Source organism: Promicromonospora sp. NPDC060204, from assembly GCF_042728455.1.
Classification (GTDB): domain Bacteria; phylum Actinomycetota; class Actinomycetes; order Actinomycetales; family Cellulomonadaceae; genus Promicromonospora.
The window spans coordinates 1-22,737 of the sequence record NZ_JBHWZO010000007.1 but is presented as its reverse complement, the minus strand read 5'-3'; the positions used below and the strand labels follow the sequence as shown (position 1 = coordinate 22,737).

The 22,737-nt window shown below is 71.9% G+C and carries 29 protein-coding genes and 1 pseudogene; 13 read left to right on the top strand and 17 right to left on the bottom strand.

From position 1 onward, the window contains the following. Positions 1-62: 62 nt before the first annotated feature. The 3 genes and pseudogenes from ACFWEJ_RS01875 to ACFWEJ_RS01865 all read right to left on the bottom strand — a co-directional run. Positions 63-206, bottom strand: a pseudogene (locus tag ACFWEJ_RS01875) (sugar phosphate nucleotidyltransferase); the annotation flags it as partial. Positions 207-248: 42 nt separating this feature from the next. Beyond that, a complete protein-coding gene (locus tag ACFWEJ_RS01870) occupies positions 249-608 on the bottom strand; it encodes a cupin domain-containing protein (RefSeq protein ID WP_377227504.1) in 360 nt (119 codons plus the stop codon). A 44-nt stretch (positions 609-652) separates the two neighbouring features. Beyond that, complete coding sequence (locus tag ACFWEJ_RS01865) at positions 653-1,039, bottom strand: hypothetical protein (protein WP_377227503.1); 387 nt, start codon at positions 1,037-1,039, stop codon at positions 653-655. A gap of 27 nt (positions 1,040-1,066) precedes the next feature. On the opposite strand from ACFWEJ_RS01865, the gene ACFWEJ_RS01860 reads away from it, so the two are divergent. Together ACFWEJ_RS01860 and ACFWEJ_RS01855 are read left to right on the top strand one after the other, a co-directional pair. Beyond that, positions 1,067-1,900, top strand: coding sequence for a hypothetical protein (locus ACFWEJ_RS01860; RefSeq protein ID WP_377227502.1), 834 nt, complete (start codon positions 1,067-1,069; stop codon positions 1,898-1,900). A gap of 1 nt (position 1,901) precedes the next feature. Then, the gene (locus ACFWEJ_RS01855) at positions 1,902-2,237 is read left to right on the top strand and encodes a hypothetical protein (protein ID WP_377227501.1); all 336 of its coding nucleotides are present in this window, start codon (positions 1,902-1,904) and stop codon (positions 2,235-2,237) included. Positions 2,238-2,247: 10 nt separating this feature from the next. Here the strand turns inward: ACFWEJ_RS01855 and ACFWEJ_RS01850 are convergent, their stop codons facing one another. Continuing rightward, positions 2,248-3,027 (bottom strand): hypothetical protein, encoded by a 780-nt coding sequence (locus ACFWEJ_RS01850; RefSeq protein WP_377227500.1) that lies wholly within the window; start codon positions 3,025-3,027, stop codon positions 2,248-2,250. A 204-nt stretch (positions 3,028-3,231) separates the two neighbouring features. Between ACFWEJ_RS01850 and ACFWEJ_RS01845 the strand changes: the two genes are divergently transcribed. Together ACFWEJ_RS01845 and ACFWEJ_RS01840 are read left to right on the top strand one after the other, a co-directional pair. Next, positions 3,232-4,230 (top strand): DUF1990 family protein, encoded by a 999-nt coding sequence (locus ACFWEJ_RS01845; RefSeq protein ID WP_377227499.1) that lies wholly within the window; start codon positions 3,232-3,234, stop codon positions 4,228-4,230. 160 nt (positions 4,231-4,390) lie between these two features. After that, a complete protein-coding gene (locus tag ACFWEJ_RS01840; protein ID WP_377227498.1) occupies positions 4,391-4,888 on the top strand; it encodes a hypothetical protein in 498 nt (165 codons plus the stop codon). Positions 4,889-4,919: 31 nt separating this feature from the next. Here the strand turns inward: ACFWEJ_RS01840 and ACFWEJ_RS01835 are convergent, their stop codons facing one another. The 4 genes from ACFWEJ_RS01835 to ACFWEJ_RS01820 are packed head-to-tail and all read right to left on the bottom strand — an operon-like array spanning position 4,920 to position 7,304. Beyond that, positions 4,920-5,519, bottom strand: coding sequence for a histidine phosphatase family protein (locus tag ACFWEJ_RS01835; protein WP_377227497.1), 600 nt, complete (start codon positions 5,517-5,519; stop codon positions 4,920-4,922). A gap of 10 nt (positions 5,520-5,529) precedes the next feature. Beyond that, entirely contained in the window at positions 5,530-6,066 is a 537-nt protein-coding gene (locus ACFWEJ_RS01830) for a flavoprotein (RefSeq protein ID WP_377227496.1), read from the bottom strand. Beyond that, positions 6,063-6,551, bottom strand: coding sequence for a hypothetical protein (locus tag ACFWEJ_RS01825; protein ID WP_377227495.1), 489 nt, complete (start codon positions 6,549-6,551; stop codon positions 6,063-6,065). The genes ACFWEJ_RS01830 and ACFWEJ_RS01825 overlap by 4 nt, the downstream gene beginning before the upstream one ends. A 27-nt stretch (positions 6,552-6,578) precedes the next feature. Next, positions 6,579-7,304 carry a DUF2625 family protein gene (locus tag ACFWEJ_RS01820; RefSeq protein ID WP_377227494.1) on the bottom strand — a complete coding sequence of 242 codons (726 nt, stop codon included), beginning with the start codon at positions 7,302-7,304 and terminating at the stop codon, positions 6,579-6,581. A gap of 91 nt (positions 7,305-7,395) precedes the next feature. Here ACFWEJ_RS01820 and ACFWEJ_RS01815 point away from each other — a divergent pair, with 91 nt between their 5' ends. Together ACFWEJ_RS01815 and ACFWEJ_RS01810 are read left to right on the top strand one after the other, a co-directional pair. Further along, on the top strand, positions 7,396-8,586 hold the full coding sequence (locus ACFWEJ_RS01815; RefSeq protein ID WP_377227493.1) for an MFS transporter: 1,191 nt from the start codon (positions 7,396-7,398) through the stop codon (positions 8,584-8,586). Between the two features lie 27 nt (positions 8,587-8,613). Further along, entirely contained in the window at positions 8,614-9,660 is a 1,047-nt protein-coding gene (locus tag ACFWEJ_RS01810; RefSeq protein WP_377227492.1) for a MerR family transcriptional regulator, read from the top strand. A gap of 24 nt (positions 9,661-9,684) precedes the next feature. Here the strand turns inward: ACFWEJ_RS01810 and ACFWEJ_RS01805 are convergent, their stop codons facing one another. Both ACFWEJ_RS01805 and ACFWEJ_RS01800 read right to left on the bottom strand, forming a co-directional pair. Further along, positions 9,685-10,014, bottom strand: a complete 330-nt coding sequence (locus tag ACFWEJ_RS01805; RefSeq protein ID WP_377227491.1) for a hypothetical protein — start codon at positions 10,012-10,014, stop codon at positions 9,685-9,687. Positions 10,015-10,029: 15 nt separating this feature from the next. Next, positions 10,030-10,242, bottom strand: coding sequence for a hypothetical protein (locus ACFWEJ_RS01800; RefSeq protein ID WP_377227490.1), 213 nt, complete (start codon positions 10,240-10,242; stop codon positions 10,030-10,032). Positions 10,243-10,350: 108 nt separating this feature from the next. Between ACFWEJ_RS01800 and ACFWEJ_RS01795 the strand changes: the two genes are divergently transcribed. Both ACFWEJ_RS01795 and ACFWEJ_RS01790 read left to right on the top strand, forming a co-directional pair. Further along, complete coding sequence (locus ACFWEJ_RS01795) at positions 10,351-10,899, top strand: GNAT family N-acetyltransferase (RefSeq protein WP_377227489.1); 549 nt, start codon at positions 10,351-10,353, stop codon at positions 10,897-10,899. Between the two features lie 87 nt (positions 10,900-10,986). Continuing rightward, positions 10,987-11,433 (top strand): hypothetical protein, encoded by a 447-nt coding sequence (locus ACFWEJ_RS01790; protein ID WP_377227488.1) that lies wholly within the window; start codon positions 10,987-10,989, stop codon positions 11,431-11,433. On the opposite strand, the gene ACFWEJ_RS01785 is transcribed toward ACFWEJ_RS01790, so the two are convergent. Next, complete coding sequence (locus ACFWEJ_RS01785) at positions 11,393-12,673, bottom strand: MFS transporter (protein WP_377227487.1); 1,281 nt, start codon at positions 12,671-12,673, stop codon at positions 11,393-11,395. The genes ACFWEJ_RS01790 and ACFWEJ_RS01785 overlap by 41 nt on opposite strands. Next, positions 12,670-13,350 carry an ArsR/SmtB family transcription factor gene (locus ACFWEJ_RS01780; protein ID WP_377227486.1) on the bottom strand — a complete coding sequence of 227 codons (681 nt, stop codon included), beginning with the start codon at positions 13,348-13,350 and terminating at the stop codon, positions 12,670-12,672. The genes ACFWEJ_RS01785 and ACFWEJ_RS01780 overlap by 4 nt, the downstream gene beginning before the upstream one ends. Positions 13,351-13,451: 101 nt before the next feature. Here ACFWEJ_RS01780 and ACFWEJ_RS01775 point away from each other — a divergent pair, with 101 nt between their 5' ends. Then, on the top strand, positions 13,452-13,967 hold the full coding sequence (locus tag ACFWEJ_RS01775) for a GrpB family protein (protein ID WP_377227485.1): 516 nt from the start codon (positions 13,452-13,454) through the stop codon (positions 13,965-13,967). 80 nt (positions 13,968-14,047) lie between these two features. Beyond that, the gene (locus ACFWEJ_RS01770; protein ID WP_377227484.1) at positions 14,048-14,680 is read left to right on the top strand and encodes a dihydrofolate reductase family protein; all 633 of its coding nucleotides are present in this window, start codon (positions 14,048-14,050) and stop codon (positions 14,678-14,680) included. 149 nt (positions 14,681-14,829) lie between these two features. Here the strand turns inward: ACFWEJ_RS01770 and ACFWEJ_RS01765 are convergent, their stop codons facing one another. Further along, complete coding sequence (locus tag ACFWEJ_RS01765; RefSeq protein ID WP_377227483.1) at positions 14,830-16,440, bottom strand: HEAT repeat domain-containing protein; 1,611 nt, start codon at positions 16,438-16,440, stop codon at positions 14,830-14,832. Positions 16,441-16,589: 149 nt separating this feature from the next. After that, positions 16,590-16,994: a VOC family protein gene (locus tag ACFWEJ_RS01760; RefSeq protein ID WP_377227482.1), complete on the bottom strand. Its 405-nt coding sequence runs from the start codon at positions 16,992-16,994 to the stop codon at positions 16,590-16,592. 75 nt (positions 16,995-17,069) lie between these two features. Here ACFWEJ_RS01760 and ACFWEJ_RS01755 point away from each other — a divergent pair, with 75 nt between their 5' ends. Then, positions 17,070-17,648 (top strand): TetR/AcrR family transcriptional regulator, encoded by a 579-nt coding sequence (locus tag ACFWEJ_RS01755; protein ID WP_377227481.1) that lies wholly within the window; start codon positions 17,070-17,072, stop codon positions 17,646-17,648. 122 nt (positions 17,649-17,770) lie between these two features. On the opposite strand, the gene ACFWEJ_RS01750 is transcribed toward ACFWEJ_RS01755, so the two are convergent. The 3 genes from ACFWEJ_RS01750 to ACFWEJ_RS01740 form a co-directional block, all read right to left on the bottom strand. Beyond that, on the bottom strand, positions 17,771-17,962 hold the full coding sequence (locus ACFWEJ_RS01750; RefSeq protein WP_377227480.1) for a hypothetical protein: 192 nt from the start codon (positions 17,960-17,962) through the stop codon (positions 17,771-17,773). A gap of 42 nt (positions 17,963-18,004) precedes the next feature. Then, complete coding sequence (locus ACFWEJ_RS01745; protein ID WP_377227479.1) at positions 18,005-18,295, bottom strand: UBP-type zinc finger domain-containing protein; 291 nt, start codon at positions 18,293-18,295, stop codon at positions 18,005-18,007. A gap of 72 nt (positions 18,296-18,367) precedes the next feature. After that, positions 18,368-19,369, bottom strand: coding sequence for a LacI family DNA-binding transcriptional regulator (locus ACFWEJ_RS01740; protein WP_377227478.1), 1,002 nt, complete (start codon positions 19,367-19,369; stop codon positions 18,368-18,370). A 269-nt stretch (positions 19,370-19,638) separates the two neighbouring features. Here ACFWEJ_RS01740 and ACFWEJ_RS01735 point away from each other — a divergent pair, with 269 nt between their 5' ends. Continuing rightward, positions 19,639-20,145 carry a GNAT family N-acetyltransferase gene (locus ACFWEJ_RS01735; RefSeq protein WP_377227477.1) on the top strand — a complete coding sequence of 169 codons (507 nt, stop codon included), beginning with the start codon at positions 19,639-19,641 and terminating at the stop codon, positions 20,143-20,145. Positions 20,146-20,298: 153 nt separating this feature from the next. Continuing rightward, positions 20,299-22,644 (top strand): family 43 glycosylhydrolase, encoded by a 2,346-nt coding sequence (locus ACFWEJ_RS01730; RefSeq protein WP_377227476.1) that lies wholly within the window; start codon positions 20,299-20,301, stop codon positions 22,642-22,644. Positions 22,645-22,737: the final 93 nt, after the last annotated feature.

Below are 22,737 nucleotides of genomic sequence, written 5' to 3'. Positions count from 1 at the left end.
TCTCGGGGTCGTGGCTGAAGTAGTGGCGGACCTGACGGCCAGCCTCGCCCCGGGGCGACGACGAACGCGATCCGTTTCACTCCCGCCGCAAGGCAGTCCGCGACCGCGAAGTGGACCACGGGGCGATTCAGTATCGGCAGCATGCATTTGTTGATGGACTTCGCGACGGGAAAGAACCTGCTCCCGAAACCTGCTACCGCGATCACTGCCTTTTCGACCACTGCACAGTCCTGTTCTCTTCGTGGTTCTCAGACGGAACGCAGCTCGGTGACGACTTTGTCGTTGACCGCGGGGCCACGGATGGTCAGGCCTCGTGCCGGGTGCTGGACGGCGACGAGAGCATGCGAGACGCCCGCGCCGACGGTCACCGCTTCCCCTGCCAACACGGTGATCTGCGATCCATCGATCTCCAGGTCTATGGCGCCTTCCAGCACGACATAGACCTCGTCGCTCGTCCGATGGAGGTGCGTTCCGTCGTCGCCGAATGGTTCGTCAACGCGCCAGTGCAAGACCTGAAGCCGATCCGAGCAGAAACCGTCGTCGGACGGCGGCCGCGGGCCGGCGATCACCGTAAGCCGGCCCTCCAGCGAGATCTTGCTGAACGACATCGGGGCAGTCTGCCAGGTGCGGACTTGCTCGAACAGGACTGGGCCTACGGCCGAACAATCGAGCTATTGTCGCTCACCCACGCGACTGCGACCCCATGCTTTTCGGCCAGCGCCCCGAAGACTCTGCGAGCTTCCTTCGCCTGGCTCCAGGCGAATGCTACGTAGACCAATGAAGTGCCAATCGCGTAGCTGCTCGTACGGCTCTCGAGCTCGGGATCATCTCGAATCGCCTCCCCTGTTGGCGCGCCGGGGCCGTTCATGGGCGGGAAGACCTGGGCAAGGTCGCGATAGAACACCTGCAGGTCGGCCGTCGTGACACCCACGTCGGAGTAGGAGTGGTCCTCGGTCCATTCGGACTGGGCGTCCCACCACTCCGAGAAGTCCGCATCCGTGACGCAGCCCGGGTCGAAGGCGAGGATGTCGTAGCTCATGGCGTGCAACGTAGCCGATCTGCCCCTGTGGGAAACTCCCCCGTGCGCTACGCGACCATGGAGTCGTCCGACGGCGGGACGACGACTGACATTCGTCCCTACCTCGAGTGGCTCAGCAAGCACGCCGACGAGCTGCCTCCCGGCGCGCGGTCCTTCGCGCTCGACCCGGAGCACTACGACTTCTCCCACGAGTGGAGCCCGCGCAGCGCATCGTTCGATCGGATGTCTACCCGGTCCACCGACGACGGCGTCGAGGTCACCCTGGTCCTGGCGGCCTGGGGCGGCGCCCCGCCGGAGTTCGTCGTGCGGTACCACGGCGTGTCCCACGTGGAGTCGGACGGCGACCACGGCGGTCGTCCGCGATCAGGCCTGCTGGTCGACGAGCTACTGCCGCATGCCGACGGCGTGAGCCATGAGCTGGAGTTCACCGACCGCACCATCACGGTGGTCGCGCGCGACCTGACAGCGGGCTGGCGCGGCAAGGCGGGACCGGAGAGCCCTCGCGATCCCGGCGACTGGGACGGCGAGATGAACCTCGCAACGCTGGTCTGGCACCTGCAGCGTCGACCACGCATGTTCGTCATGGACGACTCGTTTGCCACGCTCGCCGCGTTCATCGGCGGTTTCGACTGGGCGCGAGAGCGACTCCTGCGCGACTTCTCGTCGTGGCTCACCGACCGGCTCGGGGTCAGCGGCGCCAATATCGTCTGGGAGCGGCACATCCTGCAGGCGGTCGTGGCGTCCGACCGGCAAGACGTCCGACGGCGTGACCTGACGGCGGCGGAAGACACCGCTGCGTGCGCGCTCGCCCTGGACCTGCTCGGCACGTATCTCGCCGAACGCGGCGACGTCGCGGAGTGACATGGGCGCGTTCAACTCGCTCGACGTGACCATCGCCTGCCCGTCCTGCCAGGTGGTCGCACCACGCGAGGTCCAGTTCCGGTACGGCGCGGTGTGGCAGTACCGCTATGAACTAGGCGACGTCCTGCGCTGGGACCGCAACGGTGTCGGCGACCCCGCCGCGTCCGACGTCGTCGTCGACGCCTGGCTGTGCGAGTGCCTGGACTGCGACCACGACGGCCGGATCGCCCTCTACGTGCGGCAGAACGTCCTGGTCGGGGTTGGTGCGGTCGACGACGTGCCACAGCTCGCGGAGCTTGAGTGGCTTTCGCTGCCGCGAGAGGCGCCACCCTCGTGACGTAATGCGGCTAGTCGTCCGAGGCGACGATCAGCTGCATGGATTCTCGTCCGCGGTCGATCGCGACGAACTCATGAAAGGGTTCGATGCTGACCCCGCTGTACGACCACATCTCCCGGTCCACGTTCGCCGGACCGGTCAGGCGATAGACCACGCCACCCTCCAGCGTCCGGTTCAGGAGTCGCTCCACTCGTTCATGGGTGCGCGCTGACATGGATGTGTCTACTTCTTCGTCCATCCAGCCGTGAATGGTGCGGCGCGCCTCGTCCGCCGTCGACAGCACGAACATCTCAGGTGTGAGTGCCTTGGCAAGCCAAGGACCGTGCACGGGAACTCCCTCGAAGCCTGCATCCCCGCCAAAACCGTACGGCGAGCCGTACCCATGGGCATAGAAGCGGGAGGACATCAACGCGGTCAGCAACGCACGATCGTCCAGTTCGGGATCCAAGGAGAACTGGATGTGGTCGACCCACATGTACGTGTTCCGATCCAGACCGACGTGCGAATACTCCTCGACGCTGAGCCACGGGATCCGGGGCCACGGAAACTCGACACGGACCGTGTTCGGTTGGACGCGAGGCTCTTTCGCCGCCGCCTCATCGGAGAGGAGCGAGAACGTCACGAACTGCTGGTCGACCTCCAGAACACGCACCCACGACCAGCGATCAAGTCCGCCCGCGACCAACAGAGCTCCCGGCCTGATGTGCGGCCGCCATCGGTTCGACTGCCCGCGCCCTTTCCCGTCGGCGCCCACTTGGGCCAGATCGGTCAGGATGTCGATCTCGATCATGAGGGGAGGCTCCTGGTCGAATGAGTCCGTCTTGACGTTCCTGGGCGGCAACCCAGTGAGCGCATCCTGCCAACATCTCCACCCAGACCAGGTACGTCGCCTAGCCGGGCAACATCACGGCCGTCCAAAGTAATGTTCCGACGTCCCGGCGAAGCACCACCGCATGGGCAGCGCTCCACCGTCCTGCGATCCCAGTACGGAAAGATGTGCGGCGTGGGCACAACCGCAGAAGGCGACAACGCGCGCTGGTTCGTCGTAACGGACGGCACCCCGCGAACGACGGTCGAGGTCGCGATCCGAAGCGCCCTGACAACACAGCGCGACCGCTTGGCTCGCCTCCAGGTCGACATCGCCTCCGACGCCGACTGGCCCGCGGACCTTCGCGCAACCGTCCAGCTCGCAGAACGCCGCCTCGCGGCGAACCCGCGCAGCGACATCTCGCTCACGCTCGACCCACGCGACGACGAGGACTTCGAGATCGCTCTGTCGCTCGCACCGTTCAGCATCGGCTGTACGGGGATCGGCACCGGCGGGAAGCCCATCTGGGACGCGAACGACACCGGCACGAGCGCGGCCTTTGCCCTCACCGCTGCCGAGGAGCACGCCGTGCGGACCGCCATCACCGATGCCGGCGGCAACCCCAATGACCTTGTCGGGCTCGTCGAATACCACCTCGGCCGACGAGCCCACAGCTACTCCGTCGCGGGTGCCACGACACCCGCCACCGAACAATGGCACCCGCCTGCCGGATGGCGGGCGTACGAGCACACCGTCCAGCTCGGCTCCGGGGACGAGCTCTGGGACGCGGCCTCGGCGGCAGTCCTCTCCTGGGGCATCAAGACCCGCAGCGGCTTCGCCGTCGACCCGCCGCTCGAAGCGGGCCGTCCGGCGCATCCGAGAGAGCGCTTCTGGCTCATCGCCCGAATCGGCGTCATCCGGGTGCGGGAGCCCGTCGAGATCGTCACGACGGTCTCGACCGGCCGCCGCGCCGCACTCGCCTACGGCACCCTCACGGGCCACCCCGTCTCGGGGGAGGAAGCGTTCATCGTCCACCGGGACGACGCCGGGAACGTGAGCCTGACGCTCCGATCCCTCACGCGCGCCGGCCAGGGTGTCTGGCGTGCTGCGTTCCCGCTGATCCTGGTCGCTCAGCGCGTCTATCGGCGGCGATACCTGCGTGCGCTGCTGCCGGGTGGGCGCTGACCGTGCTCTGGTGAACTGGGCTGGTGGTGGGCCCGGACGTCGACGCGTGCCCATGGAATCGTGGCGGGCCGCGCGGGTTCCGCATGCCGCAGCCGGACGAGTCGTGGGGCTGGCTCACGGAGACCTGGGAGTGTCACAGTCCGCCGCTATGGTGTCGGCCATGCCCGTACCGGACGTCATCCCGATCGCCTACAAGCCGGACTACCGCACCGACACGATCGGCCGGTTCGAGGGCGGCCAGTTCTTGGCGTGTGTCACGTCGGCGTTTCGCGAGGGCCGTACCCAAGCGTGGGGGCCGTGGGAAGAGCACAAGCACATCTTCGCCGTCCTGCACACGTTCGACGCCGTGGGGAGACACCTCGGCTCGGACATCTGGTGTTCGGGGACCTACAGCGAACAACGCCGGTTGCAGGAAACGTCGCCCGGCGACGACCCTGTGACCCGAGCGTATGCGCGACTCGACCAGCTTCTTGAGGCACTCCCGGGGCGTGAGTACGCCGACATCGCGATCCGCCCGTTCCTGGTCGAGTTCGACCAGGCCCGCTTCGGGCTGGTGATCGAGCAGCACGGCGAGGACGAGACCGAGGACAACTGGGCCGAGCTCTACCCGAACCAGCTCGGATTCTCCGAGCCGTGGGACGGCAACTACGACACCTGACGCCTCCAGAGCGATCCCGCGGCGCAAAATATCAACCCGGCCACGCCGCACAGCACCACCGGCCGCCGTCCCACTCGACAAGGAACGGCTCGGCATGTGCCAACGGCGCTCCCCACACCGACGATCCGAGCCCGCACAGCCGGCTCAGCGCGAGGGTGAGGCTGGCGACGTGCCCGACGACGGCGGCCGTCTCACCGGAGTGCCATTCGGCGATGCACCGGAAAGCAGTCGTCGTCCGGTCGAGGACCTCGTGGCCGCTCTCGCCGTCGGCCACCCGCTCGTCGAGGTCGCCGTCGACGACCCAGGAGCGGAGCACCTCAGCAGTGCGCGCGCGGACGGCCGGGTCGCCGCTGCCCTCCTCCCGGCCGATCCCCATCTCGACCAGCCCGGGCACGACCAAGACCGGAAGGCCGTGTGCGGCGGCCAGCGGCTCCGCCGTCTCGCACGCCCGGACGGCGGTGCTGGCATACACCGCCCGGATGGGATCGCCGGCCAGGGCCCTCGCGGCTCGGACGGACTGCTCGTGCCCGCGCTCGGTCAGTGGTGCGTCCGGCAGCGCGCCCGCGAGCGCAGCGGTGACGTTCTCTGACTCCGCGTGTCGCAGACACCACACTCTGACCTGGGCGTTCATGCTCCGGATCCTAGGATCCGGCCGGTCGGGACACCGTCGCCAGGATCTCGTCCCACGGGAAGCCGTCCGCCGCGCCGTCACCCGGTTCGTGCGGCTCGCTCGGGCCGATCACGACGTTCACGCCCCACTCCTTGAGGGTGGTCAGACTCCCCTGATAAGTCGGGTGGGCGGCGAACCTGACGTTGGCGTACGGCGCCGCGGTGATCGGGATGCCCCGGCCGACCTGTTCGGCGAGACGAGTCAGGACGTAGGTGTCTGCGATGCCGAGCGCCCACTTGGTGATCGTGTTGTAGGTCGCCGGCGCCACGATCACGGCGTCCGGATCGGGCAGCGAGTAGCCGACCGCCGTGTGGAAGTCCGTCCGCACCGGGCGTCCCGTGGCCTCCGCGATCTGCCGCATCGTCTCGGGAAAGGTGCTCTGGGCCTGCTCGGTCGCCAGGACGTAGACGTCCCAGCCCTGCTCGGCAGCGAGCGGCAGAAGCCGGGACGGCACCTGCCGGGTCGCTCCGGCAGCCGTCACCACGACGTACAGCACGCCCAGACTCATTGCGTGAGGCTACTGGTCCCGCGTTCGAGCACCCTCTCCCTGAGACCGCGCGCCTTGGCAACGACCTGCCAGCACACGACCGGACCCGCGGCCGCCATGAGCCAGGAGAACATCCAGGTCTTGTCGTCGGGGTAGGAGACGGTGTCGCCGCCAGGCGCGACGACGACGGGGTACACCGTCACCCCGGTCGCCCGCGGCGCGTCGCCGCCGCTGCCGCTGCCCAGGCTCCAGAGACTCGCGTCGGCGACCTCGTACGTTCCGTCGTAGGACCGGAACTCACCGTCGTTCCAGGAGCAGCGCCGGAAGCACTCGGGACCGGACGTGGTGAACTCCCCTCGGATCCCGCCGTGCGTCGCCCGCCAGCTGTCGATCGTGATGGAGGCGCCGGCGGCGACGAGCGCGAACGCCAGGGCGAGCCCGAGCACCCATGCCGGCCCGACGATCAGCCAGAAGGTCAGGTGTCGACGGAACCGAGACGGCGGCATGACCAGGGACCTTATCGGTACCCGGGATCAGCCGAACGTCCCCAGCGTCCCGAGATCAACCCCGTCGATCTGGTCGGCGGTAGCCCGCGCCATCCCGACCAGCTCCGACATCGGCACCACCGCCCGGCTCGTCGCCCCCAGGTCGACGTGCGCCTCCTTGGACCACAGCGGCGGGTAGAAGTTCAGTCCGCTGTCCCCGCTCAGGGCCCGGGTCTCGGCGTCCCAGCCGTCCCACCGCAGGCCCTCCGTGAAGTCGGCCAGCCCGCCGTCGAGCACCCACGCGAGCCACGCCGCGTAGCCCGCCTCCAGCGACTCCCACTGGAGCGTGTCGGGGGCCAGATAGGTCATCTCGCCCGGACTTCCCGGCCTCCCGACCGATCCGGGGTGCGGCCCGTTGAGCACGTACGTCCCGCCGAGCACGTCGTGCGCGACGACGAGCCCGTGCGCCGCGTACCAGGAGGCCTCGGGCACCAGCGGGAACTCGTTCACCCCGGCCAGCCCCGGCAGGCCACCGTCACCGCCAGGACTCCCGTACACCCGCAGCCACCCGTGGTCGATCAGCAGCCCACCGGTATGCACGACGACGGCGCCCAGATACGACGCCGTCGTCACCTGGAGCTGTTCGAGCGTGCGGCGGCTGGTCGCGTCGTCCGGGGCGAGGATCTCGACGGACACGGCCGCCTCGTCGACGAGTCTTTGCAGCTCCGGCCAGGCAGGACGCGGCGTCGCGGTCAGGTTCTCGAACAGTCGCACACTCGATCGTAGTCCGGCGCAGACCTCCCCCGAGCCCATGACAAACGGGGCCGTTGACCCTCGACCCGCTCGACCCCGCAGGCTCCCGGCCATGCCCACCACACTCCCCCGCCCCTGGCTCGCCTTCCTCGCCGCGAGCACCCTCGGCCAGCTCGGCAGCACCGTCCTCTGGTTCGCCCTCGGCTGGGCCGCGGCGTCGCACGGCGGCCAGGTCGCGGCGCTCGTCCTGACGGCGTCCGGCCTGCCTCGGCTGCTCCTGGTGCTGGTCGGCGGCTCGGTCGCGGACCGGGTCGGTGCCCGACGCCTGCTCCTGTGCACCGAGTCCACCATGGTCGCGATCTGCCTCGCCCTCGCGGTCGGACTGCACGCCTTTGGGCCGACGCCGTGGCTCCTCGTCGCCGCCGCCCTCGCCTCCGGCGTGGTCTCGGCGTTCTCCCTGCCCGCCCTCGGCTCGATGCCCCGCCGCCTCGTGGACGACGCCGCGCTCCCCCACGCGATGGCCCTCCGCCAGGGCCTGAGCCACGCGGTACTCCTCGCCGGTGCCCCGCTCGGCGGCGTCCTGGTCGCCACCGTCGGCCTGCCCGCGATCGCGGTCGCCGACGCCGCCGGCTTCGCCGTCGTCCTGATCGTCCTCGCCGTGATCCGGCCCGCGCGCAGCGTCGGCCCCTCCGCCGAGCCGTTCTGGCGCTCCCTGTCCGACGGCGCCCGCGTGGTCACCAAGACGCGCGGCCTCGCGGCGGCGCTCGTGCTGACGGGTGCCGTGGCCGCCGCCGTGCTGCCGGTGTCGTCGCTGCTCGTGCCCCTGCTCGGACAGGCGTCCGGGTGGGGTGCCGAGGCCACGGGCGTGGTCGTCGCCGCGCAGGCGGCGGGGTCGATCGGCGCCGCGCTCGTCGTCGCCCGGACCGGGACGGCACGGCGGACCGGGCGGGCCGTGGCGCTGGGTCTGGCGGCGACGTCGGCCGGCGTGGCATTGCTCGCCTGCGGGAGCGCGCCGGCCCTGTTGGCGGGCGCGGCCGTCGTCGTCGGGGCGGGGACGGGCGTCGCCGTCGCGCACCTGGCGCCGTTCGTGCTGGGCAGCGCACCCCGCACCCACCTGGCCCGGGTCCAGGCGTGGACCGCGCTGGCGCAGCTCGCGCCGGTCGTGGTCTCGAACAACCTGCTCGGCGCGCTTGCGGAGCGGGTCTCCCCCGGCGTCGCGTTGGGCTGCTGCGCCGTCGTGCTCGGGGTGTGCGCCGCGGCCGCGACCCGGCTCCGCGCGCGTCGTGAGCCGGCTGGACCCTGAAGTGGGTCGAGGGTCGATGCTGTACCCGTGCACCCCGCAACGATGCTGACCGTCGGCGCGTTCTCGCGCGCCACGGGCCTGCCCGTCAGCGCCCTCCGCTACTACGACGCCGCCGGCCTGCTCCGCCCCGCGCGCGTGGACCCGGCCACCGGCTACCGCTGGTACGCGCTCGACCAGGTCGAACGCGGCACGCTGGTCGCCCGGATGCGCCAGACGGGCATGCCGGTCGCCGACATCTGCCGCGTCATCACGAGCGACACCGTCACGGCCCGCCGGGTCGTCGACGCGCACCAGCGCCGCCTGGAGGCCGAGCTCGCCACGGCGTCCGCCCACCTCGCCGACGTGCGCGCGCTGCTGGCGGCGACCACCAGCCTCACGGTTGACGACGCCGCGCTGCGCGCCGCGCTCCGCGCCGTCCGGCACGCGGTGGGTGGAGATGCCGGGTGGCCGGCGCTGCGCGGGGTACTCTTCGACGTCGACGACGCCGGCCTCCGGCTCGTCGCCACGGACCGCCACCGCATGGCCGTTGCCGGCGTCCCGGTGGCGGGCGTGTCGGGCCCGGCGGCGCGCGTCATCGTGCCGGTCTCGGTCGTGGACGCGTTCCTGACGCGCGCGGGGACGGCGCGCATCGACGTGTCCCTGGCCGCGCACCGGATCACGCTCGGGAACCTGGACGACACGCCGATTGATGCGCTGTACCCCGACTACCAGGCTCTTCTCGCGGCGCACGGGTCGTGGCCGGGTCACGCCGGGTCGGTCGCGGTCGGCGTGGCCGTGCCTGCGCCGGACCTCCTGGAACGGGTCCTGCGGTCCGACGTCGGGAGCAAGGCGGATAGCCGACGACGGGACGACCTGGTGCTGATCAGTCTCGACCCCGCCGAGGTCCGCGTCGGCGACGCACCGGACACCGTCGCCTTCGACCGGGCGTTTCTCGCCGACGCCGTCCGCTCGTTCGGCGACGCCGACCTGCTCCTCACGGTCGGCGAGCGCGACGCCATGCGCCTCGCTGCGGTGCACGGTCCGGACGCCGTCGTCCTCCTCATGCCGGTACGGCGAGACGCTGCGGCTGCCTGAACGGACGCCTCGACTTCGCAACGATCACCAGAACTCGATGCCGCCGACCCCGTCAACCAGATCGGACCAGAACTCGACACGGCGGTGATGAGTACGGCCCGTCGCCTCGCCCAGGAACTCGTGGGCGCAGTAGTCGGCCAGATCCGTCCCGTAGTAGATGACGTCCGCCTGATGGGCGGAGAACACCGGCGCACGACTCGGCTCCGGTGCCGCCGGGATGTAGCGGTGACCGAAGACCGGCACGAGCTGCGGCGCAGCGTTCAGGTGGTGTCGCGCGACGTCGACCGCAGCAGCCTTGGTCGTCGGCCGCTCGCCCCAGGCCGGCGTCCAGAGCGCATTCTCGACGTCGAACAACAGACCCTCGATCGGCTAGGCGAGGCTGTCCCGAACGGCTTGCTCGTCGCCGAACCAGTCGACCCAGCCCACGGGCGTCACCTGCCGCAGGACATCAGCGTGATCGCGGTTGAACGTGAAGCCGTAGGCGGCCTGGATCTCTACGATCTGGGCGTCGGTCAGACCCCGGCCGAGGTGAAGACGCGACCGGCGCAGGATCCGGATGGCAAGGTCGGCGACGGGACTCACGGCGTTGATGATGCCAGGCCGGTCAGCGATGCACGGTCCCCACACTGCAGGAATGGCGGTCGGCCTGGCACTCGGGGCCGACATCCCGACCCTCGCTAGTCTGCGCAGATGGCAGACCTCGGACCCATCACCTGGCCGCCCGCCCCGATCAAGACCGAGCGGCTCCTGCTCCGTCAGCCCACCGCCGCGGACCGCGCCGCCGTCATCGAGCTGAGCGCCTCCCCCGAGGTGGGCGCGTACATCGGCGGGGCGCAACCGCGTGACGAGCTCGAACGCACCGTCTCCGCGGTGCCGAAGGCGCACCCGGGCCAGTTCATCGTCGACCTCGACGGAGCGATGATCGGGCTGGTTCAGCTCGACCGGCGTGGCGGGGACTACCTGATCGGTCCCGCGGTCGGGAAGGTAGAGCTGGGCTACCTGTTCCTCCCCGAGTCGTGGGGGCAGGGGTACGCCGCCGAGGCCTGCGCGGCGGCGCTCGACTGGTTCGCCGGCGAGATCCCGGACGAACCGGTTGTGCTGACCACACAGTCCGCCAACGAACGATCGATGCGTCTGGCGGCGCGGCTCGGGTTCACCGAGGTGGAGCGGTTCGAGGCGTGGGGCGCGGAGCAGTGGTTCGGCGTGCGGCCGGCGGCGGCGTCGTCCGGACGAGCCTGAGGTTCACCAGGAACGGGTGAGGTCACCGGCCCGCCGCGGCGCTGAGATGAGGAGACTCACCGCAGCGGCCCTCAGCAAGGAGCCCACATGTCCGGCACGCACGCCCCCGGAGCCGATCCGTATCCCGGCCTGACCCCGGTCGCCAGCTACGGCCCGCCGACGTCGGTGTCGTTCACCTCGTCGGGCTTCGCCGGGACCGTGCTCGTCCTGGCGGCGCTGTTCCAGATCTTCCAGGGGATCTCGGCCCTGGTGGCGGACAGGTCGACCATGATCAGCGTCGAGTACATCTACGAGCTCAACGTGACCACGTGGGGATGGATCCACATCGGCGTGGGCGCCTCCGCGTTCGTCGCGGGCCTCGGCGTCCTCGCCGGGCGGACCTGGGCGTACCTCGCGGGGCTCGCCCTCGCCGTCGTGGCGAGCATCGTGAACTTCGCGTTCCTGCCCTACTACCCGCTCTGGAGCGCGATCATCATCGCCCTCACCCTGGCGGTCATCTGGGCACTGATCTTCCTTCTCGCCCAGCGGGAATGAGCAGCCGGAACGACGGCACCACGAACGGCGTCAGCGTCAGCACCACGTACGCCACCCCGACGGCCCAGAGCGTGGGCACCAGCCCGACCCCGTCGACGAGCACACCCGCCACCAGCGGCCCGAGCGGCAGGCCCAGCCACGCCAGCGACTTCACCGCACCCAACACCCGCGGCAGCATCTCCGTCGGGATGCGCTCGTACTGGACCGCGCCCAGCACGGGGTTGATGCCGCCCATCGCGAGCCCGCAGCACACCACCACCGCGAGGACAGGCACCACGTCGTCGCTCACCGCGAGCGCGAAGAACCACGGCGCGCCGCCGAGCAGGAAGCCGAACGAGTACAGCGCCCAGCGGTTCACCCGCGGCACCACCCATGCCCCGACCAGGCTCCCCGCCAGGGCGCCCACGGAGAACCCGCCGGCCACGATGCCGACGGCGGCCACCGGCAGGTCGTGCTCCCGCACCCAGGACGGGAGGTAGACGCTGCCGAGTCCCGCGTTCAGCAGGTTGCCGACGGCGACCATCACGACCACCCCGCGCAGCACCCGGTCGCGCGTGAGGAAGGCGAGGCCGGCGCCGAGCCGGCGCAGGTAGGGGTCGACGACGTCGTCCCGCACCGCGGGTGCGCCCACGGTGCGCGGGACGCAAAGGGCGACGAGCAGCGACGCGACGAAGAACGCTCCCCCGCTCACGATCAGGACGGTCGGCGGGGAGATCACGGTCAGGAGGACGGCGGCGAGCGGCGCGCCGACGAGCTGGCCGCCCTGGCTGGCCGAGGCGTGCAGCCCGGCCGCCCGTTCGAGCGGCACGCCGGCCAGGCGGGCGACGGCGGGGACGAGCGGGGCGCTGCCGCAGTCGGCCACGCCGCGGAACGCGCCGGCGCAGGCGATGACCGCGAGCAGGGCCCCGAACCCGAGGTGCCCGTTGACGTAGAGCACGGGGACCACGAGCAGCGCCACACCGGCGGCCAGGTTGGCCGTCCAGCTCGACCGCCGCGGGCCGAACCGCTCCACCGCCGGGCCTGCCGTGGCCTGCATCAGCACGTAGGGCGCCATCTCGGCCGCCACGACGAGCCCCGTCTGCGCCGCGCTCCCCGTGGTGGTCAGCACGAACCACGGGATCGCGAGGGCCGACACCGCCGTGCAGGTCACGGAGACGACGTAGGCCGCCAGCATCGCGGCCAAGGGGAGCCGACGGCGCGGCGTCGCGACCTCGGCCGTCGTCGGCCCGGCGGCGGTCACGCGGTCGCCCCCGCGCCGCCCGCGACCCCTGCGCCGCCGTCGTCGTCGTCCGGCAGGAGCTGGTACTGGAACACCGCCCGGTGCCGCTCCGGCCCGTCCGCGTCCGGGCCGCCCGGGCCGCGGGCGCGGCCCGTCTGGTCCCGCCGGAACGCGGAGACCGCCTCGACCACGCGCGCCGAGAGCTCGCGGGCCTCGGCGTACGTGAGCGACAGGTCGATGTAGCCGAGCTGCCAGGGCAGCTCCGCGACCTCCGCGCCCCGCTCGGGCAGGCCGTTCACGTAGCCCAGCACCCGCTCGTGCCCCACCTGGGCGACCATGCGCAGGTAGCGCGCCGCCGTCTCGAGCTGCTCGGCGTCACCCTGCTGGTCGGGCACGCGCAGCATGAAGGTGACGTTCTCGTGCGCCGCCTTCCACCAGCGGTCGCGCCGGTTGCCGAGCTCCTCGTCCTCGACCACGAGCCCGGCGTCCGCGAGCGTGCGCAGGTGGTAGCTCGTCACGCCGCTGGAGTGCCCCACCCGCTGCGCCAGGCCCGACGCCGTCGCCGGCCCGTCCTCGCGCAGCAGCCGGAGCAGGGCGAACCGGATCGGGTGCGCCAGCGCCTGCACGTTGTGCGGGGTCAGCGTCGCGTAGCGCTCCGGGTCGAACCAGGACGGCGGCCAGCCCTCTTGCTCGGTCATGCGGACACGCTACGACCGCAAAGGCATTTTGCAAAGCACTTTTGCAATCGCCCCGCGCCTGCGGAGCGGCCCACTACCCTGAGGCGACCAAGGAGGCGAAGATGCTCGTGGAATATGACCCGCGGTGGCCGGAGAGCTTCACGCTGGCGGCGGCCGAGCTGTCCGAGATCGAACCGTCCTGGATCGTCGAGCACATCGGTTCCACGGCCATCCCCGGCATGGCGGCCAAGCCCGCGATCGACCTCGCCGTCCGGGTCGGGTCGTTCACCGAGGTCGAGGACCGGTTCGAGAGCCTCGCGTCGCTGGGGTGGCTCCGCATCGCCCGGGGTCCGAAGGCACACCGGGTCCTGGTCAGGCAGGAGGGCCCACGACGCACCGACATCGCGCACTTCTTCACCACCGAGCAGTGGGAGACGTGCAACCAGCGGATCTTCCGTGACTGGCTGCTGGCACATCCGCAGGACGCCGCACGCTACCTCGACGTCAAGAGGACCGCCGCAGAAGCCGCGACCAGCATGCCCGACTACACCGCCCGCAAGACCGCGGTGGTGCAGGACATCGTCGACCGGGCCCGCGCCGCCCGCGGGCTCCCGCTGGTCGACGTCTGGGAGACGTAGCCGCGTCGCCCGGCCGATGAGTCCGCCCGCTCGCCCAGGTCTACCCGACGAGGCACAGACCACTCATCAGGGAGCACACCATGGGCATCATCCAGATCGAGCTGTTCGCCACCCTCGACCTCGTCGCGCAGGCGCCGGGCGGCCCCGAGGAGGACCCCGAGGGCTTCCCGTTCGGCGGCTGGCAGGCACCCCTGATCGACGACGTCGCCGGCGCCCAGATCGACGCGGCCTACGAGGGCACCGACGCCCTGCTGCTGGGCCGGCGCACCTACGACATCTTCGCCGCCTACTGGCCGCAGTACGAGGGCGACGAGGACTTCAAGATCGCCGAGCTCTTCAACCGGGTGCCCAAGTACGTGGCCTCCCGCGGCACGCCCGACCTCTCCTGGGTCGGCTCCACGCAGCTCGGCCCCGACCTGCCCGCCGCCGTCCGCGAGATCCGCGACCGCCAGGAGAGCATCCGGGTGGTCGGCAGCGTGAACCTGGTGCAGACCCTCCTGCGCGAGAAGCTCTTCGACCGCCTCGACCTGTGGGTGCACCCCATCATGCTCGGCGTGGGCAAGAAGGTGTTCGACGACGGCGCGGTGCCCTCCAACCTGTCGCTGCTAGCAGCGCCGGTCGGCACCCCGAACGGCACCGTGTACCTGCGCTACGGCCTGGAGGACGGCGTCCCGGCCACGGGCGACATGGGCGCCCCGGACCGCGGTGTGTGAGCAGCCGGGTCACGTGCGGCGGGGTCACCCGCAGCGCCCGGCGGCGTGAACGTAGAGTTGGTCGCACTCTGAGCGCCCAGAGTGCGACCAACTCTACGTTCGACTGCACCGGCCCTCGCGAGCGGGCGTGCGCCGGGCGGCAGCCGGCGTCACCGACCGTCGCGGCCCGCCAGCGCTTCCCGCAGCTCCGCGCGGAACCGCTCGTCGGCCTCGATGACTGACCCCTGGATACCTCCACGGACCAGCCGTCGGTCCTGGTCGATCACCTCCTGCCAGCGCCGCACGCTCGCCTCGGACAGCAACGGGGCAAGCGTGGCCAGCGCCGTCACCGTATCGGCCTCGCTGTACTCGCCCGCCTGGCCGGCGAGGCGTTGCGCGACCTCGTCGACGGCGACGTCGCAACCGGCCTGGACCAGGGCTGTCGCCGCGGCCGCGAGCGCGATCGGATCGGCCAGGAAGCTCCGCAGGCCGGCCTCCACGGGTGCCGCTGCCGGGCCGAGCAGCACCGCGGTGCGTGCTGCCGCCGCACACTGGTAGCCCCACCAGCTGTAACGGTCCCGGCCCGACAGCCGGTCAGCGACCTCCGTCACCGCCCCGAGCACGAGCGAGGGGTCGTTCGTGCGCTCCCATACGGCCTGTGCCGCGACCAGCTTCCGGTCGATGTCCCGAGTGGTGAGCTGGCCGTAGGGCGGTAGCGGCGCCGCCGCGAGCTCGCGCAACTCCTCGATGCCGGGCTCCTCCGTCATGCGGAGCGCCTGGGCGATCGTCGGCTCACCGAGCTGGAACGCAGGCGTCCGGCTCGGGCGCAGGCCCATGGCCTCCGCCAGGCGGCGCCCGTCGTCGTCGTCCGCGTGCTTCGCGGCGAGGGAGCGCAGCAGTTCGGTCGCGGCACGGGACGCCTCGACGGCTCGGCGTGCGGCCCAGAGCACCGCGCGCAGGTCGGCGGTGTCACGCTCGGCGGCGTCGAGCAGGAGCCTGGCCGCCTGTTCACCCTGCTCGCCGTCACACAGTTGACCAACCACCCAGGACAGTGGTTCGGCTCGGCCGACGTCGAGCATGCGCACGCCGATGCCTGTGTAGTTCCTGACGGACAGGAGCGCCTCCCGCGCGCGGTCGCTCCACGGCAGCCCGGCGTCCAGCGCGGCGAAGACGCTCGCCAGGCGCACCGCGTCGGCGCCGTCCCCCTGGGCTGCCGTGATGAGCGCCTCACGGTCCGGCGCACCGCAGCGCACCAGGGCGATCAGCGCCTCGGCACGTACGAGCTCAGCCGAGTCGCGCTCCAGCACCGTTCGCAGGGTGGGCAGCACGTCGGGGGTGCGGGCCTGGCCGATGGCGTGCACGGTGGCCTGCCGCACGTCCACGTCCGGGTGGGACGCGAAGGGTAGGAGGCGGCCGACCTCGGCGCGGACGGCGTCGCGCACGTCCTCCTCCGCGCCGGGGGCTGTGTCATCGCTCGCCGCCATCGCGCCGAGCAGCCAGATGCACTGCTTGGATGCCGCACCCGCGGCCGCGAGACGAGCGAGGAACGGGACCACCGCGGCCGAGGCCGAGTACACGGTGCCCTGATGACAGATCGAGCCCCACAGGTCACCAGCGGCGTTGTCGGTCCCGGTGTCGTCGTCGAGAGCGAGCGCCCGGAGCATCTCCGGAAGGTCGGTGGCCTCCCCGTAGGCGTGCGAGACGGTGGTCCAGTCGAAGGCTTCGACGGCGGCCAGGACGGCGGCCACCTCGGCGCTCGGGGATGTGATCTGCTGCGACATGGCGGACACCATGCCACCCGCCACTGACACCCTTGAGAGCCCGGCCCACGGCGCCCGACGAACGTAGGCCTCGTCGCTCTCTGAGCACTCAGAGAGCGACCAACCCTACGTTCGTCGCCCCGCCCCGCCGGTGGGGCGGGGCGACGGGGCTAGACGGCGTAGGACTGGGCGTACTCCGGGCTCGGCGGGATCGGCTGGATGACGTCGAGCAGCACGCCGTCGGGCGCCGGCACGATGAAGTGCCGCTGCCCGAAGTCCTCGTCCCGGAGCGTCAGGACCGGGGTCAGGCCGAGGTGGTCGGTCAGGCGCGCGTGCACGGTGTCGACGTCGTCGACCTCGACGTTGACGAGCACGCCGCGCGGGAGCGCACGGTAGCCCTCGGGGACCGTCGGGTGGTCGTGGGCGACCACGGCGAGCTCGAACGCGCCGAGGCGCAGGCTGACGTACCAGTCGGACTCATAGGTGGTCTCGAACCCGAGCGCGTCGCGGTAGAAAGCCGCTGCGGCGGCGACGTCCTGCGCCATGAGGACCGGGTAGAGGCTGGTGACGGACATCGGACGCTCCTTTACGTACACTGTGTATGTAACGAGAACCACGATACATACACACTGTACGTAAAGGAAGAGCCCGTGCCCCGTGCCTCCGCGGCAGCCGCCGCCCACACCGCCCGCCAGGTGCTCGACTCGGCGACCGACCTGTTCGCCGCGCGCGGCTTCGCCGCGGTCTCGCTCGACGACGTCGCCCAGGCCGCCGAGGTGACCCGCGGCGCGGTCTACCACCACTACGGGAACAAGCAGGGGCTGTTCCTGGCGGTCGCGGCCCGCCTCCAGGCGCAGGTCGCCGACGCCGTGGTCGCGGCCGCCGACGGCGCAGGCAAGGACGCGCGCGAGCAGCTCCGCGCGGGGTCGCACGCCTTTCTCGACGCCATCACCGCAGGTCCGGCCCTGCGGGTGCTGCTCGTGGACGCCCCGGCCGTCGTCGGCTGGGCGGAGTGGCGGCGCCTCGACGAGGCGAACTCGGCGGCGCACCTGCGCGAGGCGCTCCGCGACGTCGGCATCGCCGACGACCTGCTCGACGCGCTGTCCGCGCAGCTCTCCGGCGCCATGAACGAGGCCGCGCTCTGGGTCGCGCAGCAGCCGAACCGGGCGGCGTCGGCGCGGCGGGCGCACGCGGCGCTGGACCGCCTGCTCGCGGCGGCCCTCCCCTGAACCGGGGCCAGGCCACCCACTGCTGAGGAAGGTTCAGCAGGCTCCGGGCGACCGCTTCCGCAGCGGTAACGGCCCCCTGGGGCCTGCTGAACCCAGCTCAGTCCAGGCCGGCGGCGCGCGGCTCAGCCCGAGCGGCCCGTGCGCATCGCGCCGACGATCAGCACGATCCCCACGACGGCGAGGATCGGCCCGACGATCGCCCACAGCGCCACGCCCGTCATCGGGCTGCCGGCGAGGTAGCCGAGCCCCTGCACGGTGAACACGCAGCCGATGGCGACGAGCACCAGGCCGGCCACGATCAGGCCAGATCTCATCGTTGCCTCCGAGGACGAGGACCAGTCATCTCGACCGTACCGTCAGTACTTGTGGGTGCCCAGGGTGGTCGACGAGATCATCGCGTCGTCGCTGTAGCAGTAGCCCCAGCCCTCGCCCGGCTCGACGGAGCGCATGAGCGGGTGCCCCGAGTCCTTGAAGTGGGCCGTGGCGTGCTTGGCCGGGGAGGAGTCGCAGCAGCCCACCTGCCCGCACACCAGACAGCTGCGCAGGTGCACCCAGGTGCCGCCGAGGGCGAGGCACTCGGGGCAGCCCTCCCGGTTCTCGGGTTCGAGGACCGCGACCTGGTCCAGATGCGTGCACTCGTCGGTCATCGTTCGATCCTCACGTCGCTCCGGTGGGTCTCCCGCCGCGTCCGGTACCACCCGCTGCGGATGGCACAGAGTCTAGGCCGGGGACGACGCCGGCGGGCCGCCGCGGGTGCTCTCGCGCGCCGTGATCCGGTGGGGCACCACCACGTGCTCCGCCGGCGCGTCCGGCTCGGCGATGCGCCGCATCACGAGGCGCACCGCCTCCGCGGCGAGCCGGGGCAGGTCAGGGGTCACGGTGGTCAGCGACGGCACGGAGAACTCCCCGTCCTCGATGCCGTCGAAGCCGGCCACCGCCACGTCGTCGGGCACCCGCAGCCCGCCGTCGTGCAGGGCGCGCAGCGCGCCCAGGGCCATCAGGTCGTTGAAGCAGAACACCGCGTCGAAGTCGACGCCGCGGGCCAGGAGCTGAGCCACGGCGTCGGCGCCGCTGGCGCGGTGGTAGTCGGTGCACTCGACCACGAGGTCCGGGTCCACGGCCACGCCGGCCTCGGCGAGCGCCGCCAGGTAGCCCTCGCCCCGCAGCCGCCCGGTCCCGGCGCCGCTCTGCAGGCCGATCCCCGCGATCCGACGTCGGCCCAGGTCCAGGAGGTGCCGCGTCACGTCGCGGGCCGCCGCCACGTTGTCCACGCCCACGTGGTCGACGCCCGCCGGCTCCCCGTACTCCCCCAGCAGCACCAGCGGCGTCCCGTCCCGCCGCTCCGCGACCTCCGCCACCGACGTGACCAGCGGGCTGAAGACGACGCCGTCGACCAGGTGGCTCGGCAGGCCGTCGAGCACCGCGCGCTCGCCCGCCAGGTCGCCCGACGTCTCCTCGATCAGCACCGACTGTCCCACCGCCCGCGCCGCCGCCGCGAGCTCCGAGGCCAGGCCCGCGAAGTAGGGCGACGTCAGCTCGGGCAGGGCGATCGCCAGGAACCCGGCCCGCCCGTGCCGCAGGCTGCGCGCCGACGTGTTGGGGCGGTAACGCAGCTCCGCGATGGCGGACTGGACCCGCTCCCGGGTCTCCGGCCGCACGTTCGGGTGCCCGTTGATCACGTTCGACACCGTCTTGAACGAGACCCCGGCGCGTTCCGCCACGTCGCGCAACGTCACCCTCACAGATAGCCCCTGACCTGGCCGCGAACTCGATCCGCCCGCGCCCCGCGGCCCGGCGGAGCAGCGCTCCGTGCGGGTCGGGACACTGCTCCGACAAGGCTAGACCACCGCCAGGTCATGCCGGGCGGACGGCCAGGCGGACGGCCTGGCCGACGGCGGACGGCGGCCGGGCGGGCGGCCGCGCGGGGTTAGCCTCGCACCGGCACGCCCGCACGGGCCGCGCCGGCGTGGCAGCCCGGAGAGGAACAGCAGTGGAACGCAACCAGGTCCGCGAGACGACCGACCAGGACGAGGCGGTCGTGCTCCAGCTCATGACCGAGTACATGACGTGGGCGCTCGCGACCTTCGAGGAGACCTACGGCTTCGCGATGGGCCTCGACGCGCGGCACACCAGCGCCGACCTGGACAAGTTCCGCCGGCCGACCGGCCTGATGGGACTCGCCGAGGTCGACGGTTCGCCCGCCGGCGTCGCCGCGCTGCGCGCGCAGGACGACGGCGTGGTCGAGATCAAGCGGATGTTCGTGCGCCCCGAGCACCGCGGGGAGCATGTGGGCTCGGCGATGCTGGACTGGCTGCTGGAGCGCTCGCGCGCGGACTTCGGGGCGCGGATCGTCCGGCTGGACAGCAACCGCTTCATGACCGGGGCGCACCGCCTCTACGAGTCGCGCGGGTTCGTCGAGCGCACGCCGTACCCGGGCTCCGAGATCCCCGGCGAGCTCCAGCACCTGTGGCGGTTCTACGAGCTGTCGCTGGACTGACCGCGCCCGGCCGGCGCCCCCGCCGAACCCTTCACCGCCCCTTGCCGACCGCAGGTTATCCGTTGTAACTTCGCGCGTGGTTATCCGTTGTAAAGGAGCGACGGCCACGTCATCGAGGACGTGGCGCGCGGCCGCCCGAAGGGACGATCACCCATGGAGATACGGTTCGTAGCCGCCCTCGCCACGCTCGCGCTGGTCGCCGGCACCGTGGCCCTGCCCGGCACGGGAGGCGCCCCGCCCGCGGCGGCGGCCAGCGACCGGACGGCCGCCGGAAGCACGGCCGCCGACCAGGCCACGCCACCGCCGTCGGGCACCACCTACACCAACCCGGTCACCGACCCGTTCTCGGACACCTACGCCGACCCGGCCGTGATCCGCGGCAAGGACGGCTGGTGGTACCTGTACGCGACCAGCGACCCGCTGGTGTCGGGCGGCCCGTTCGGCAACATGCACGTGGCGAAGTCACGTGACCTGGCCACGTGGGAGTACGTCGGCACCATCTTCGACGGCGAGAACCGGCCCGCGTGGGCGGCGGAGGCGTCCTACTTCTGGGCGCCCGACATCCGGTACGTGAACGGCCAGTACGTCATGTACTACACGGTCACGGACACGGCGGCGAACCCCGACGCGTGGGACTACACGATCGGCGTCGCGACGGCGCCCACCCCAACCGGCCCCTGGACGGACTCCGGCGGTCCCGTCCTGGACCCGCGTCCGGCGCCTGGCGGCGGTTACCTCAATACGATCGACCCGGCCCTGTTCGCCGACGACGACGGCTCGCGCTACCTCTACTTCGGCGGCTTCAACGGCGGCATCTGGGTCACGGAGCTCGACGAGACCGGCACCCGCGCCGTGGGCGAGCCCACGCGCGTGACCGTCGCGGACCGCTACGAGGGCGCGTTCGTGGTCAAGCGGGACGGCTGGTACTACCTCATGGGGTCGTCGGCCAACTGCTGCTCCGGGCCCGTGACCGGGTACAGCGTCTACACGGGCCGGTCGCGCTCGCCGCTCGGCCCGTTCACCGACCACGAGGGCGTGGGCATGAACGAGTCCCGCGTGGGCGGCACCCTCGTCGTCGCGCAGAACGGCAACAGGTGGATCGGCGTCGGGCACCACGCGGTGTTCTCCGACGTGTCCGGGCAGGACTGGATGCTCTACCACGGCATCGACCGCGACAACGCGTGGCTGAACCAGCCCGGCGGCGTGAACCGGCGTCCGACCCTGCTGGACCGGCTCGACTGGATCGACGGCTGGCCCGTGGTCAACGCGGGCGCCGGTCCGAGCGAGGGGGCGCAGACGGCGCCGGTTGCCGCGAGCGAGCTGGGCATCGTCAGTGCCGATCCGACCTCGGGGCACGCGCTGCGGCGCGTCACGGGCACGCTGGCCCGGGGTGCGGACGACGCCGGCGACGCCGGGGCGATCGCGCGGCTGGTCCCGGACCGGCGGCACGCCGCCGTCGTCCAGACGACGCCCGCCCCGCGGGACGTGCGGGTCGAGACCGACGTGCGCCTGCCCGACGCCGAGGGGTCGTTCACAGTGACGGTCGGCAGTCCCGGCTCGGCCGGGGTGTCGGTGCGGCTGGACGCGCGGGAGCGCGAGCTCGTCGTCGGACAGGGGCGGCAGCAGGTGCGGACGACGGTTCCCGCGAACACGGACCTGACCTCGTGGCACGTGCTGAGCGTCGAGGCGCGCGACGGCGTGGTCGCCGCGCGGCTGTCGTCGAGCGGCCTGGGCGACGTGGACGCCGAGGCGCGGTTCGAGCCGCGGACGCCGCTGCCCCGCAAGGCGCCGGTGCGCCTGACGGCCGACGGCGCCGAGGCGCAGCTCGACAACCTGACCGTCGTGACTGCGCACGATCCGGTGACCGAGCGGGTCGCCGAGCCGCAGGCGGGCGCCGTCACGTTCGCCGAGGAGTTCGACGGCGCACTGGACGAGGGCTGGCGCTGGCAGCACCCCCCCGCCGCCGTCGACGTCGCGAACGGCGCCCTGACCTGGCCGCTGACCGGACACGACCTGGTGGGCACCCGGAACGACGCGCCGGTGCTGCTGCGCGACGCGCCCGACGGCGACTACGTGCTGGAGGCCACCGTGCGCCTGCCGCTGGGCGAGGCCACGGTGCGCAACTTCCAGCAGGCGGGCCTGCTGGTGCACGCGGGCGACGACGACTTCCTGCGGCTCGGCTCGGTGGCGATCGGCCGGACCCGCCAGGTCGAGTTCGGCAAGGAGCTCACGGCCGACGGTGCCGTCCGGTTCGGCGGCTTCGTCTCCGGCCCGGTGGCCGACACCATGCACCTGCGGCTGTTCCACACCACGGACCCGGCCACGGGCGAGCACCGGTACCGGTCTGCCACGTCGCGCGACGGCGACACCTGGCGGTTCGGCGCGACCTGGACGCTGCCCGCCGACACCGACCCGGCCATCGGGATCTACGCGGGCGGCGGCGCGTCGCCGGCGGTCAGCGCGGTGTTCGAGAACGTGCTGATCCGGGACCTGGGCTAGCCGGCGCAGCCGGGCCCGCTGGGCCAGAGCCGGGGCACTCCCTGGTCGGCCCTCCCCTTTGAGGCCCGGGTTTCTTCGCTTTGAGCCAGCGGC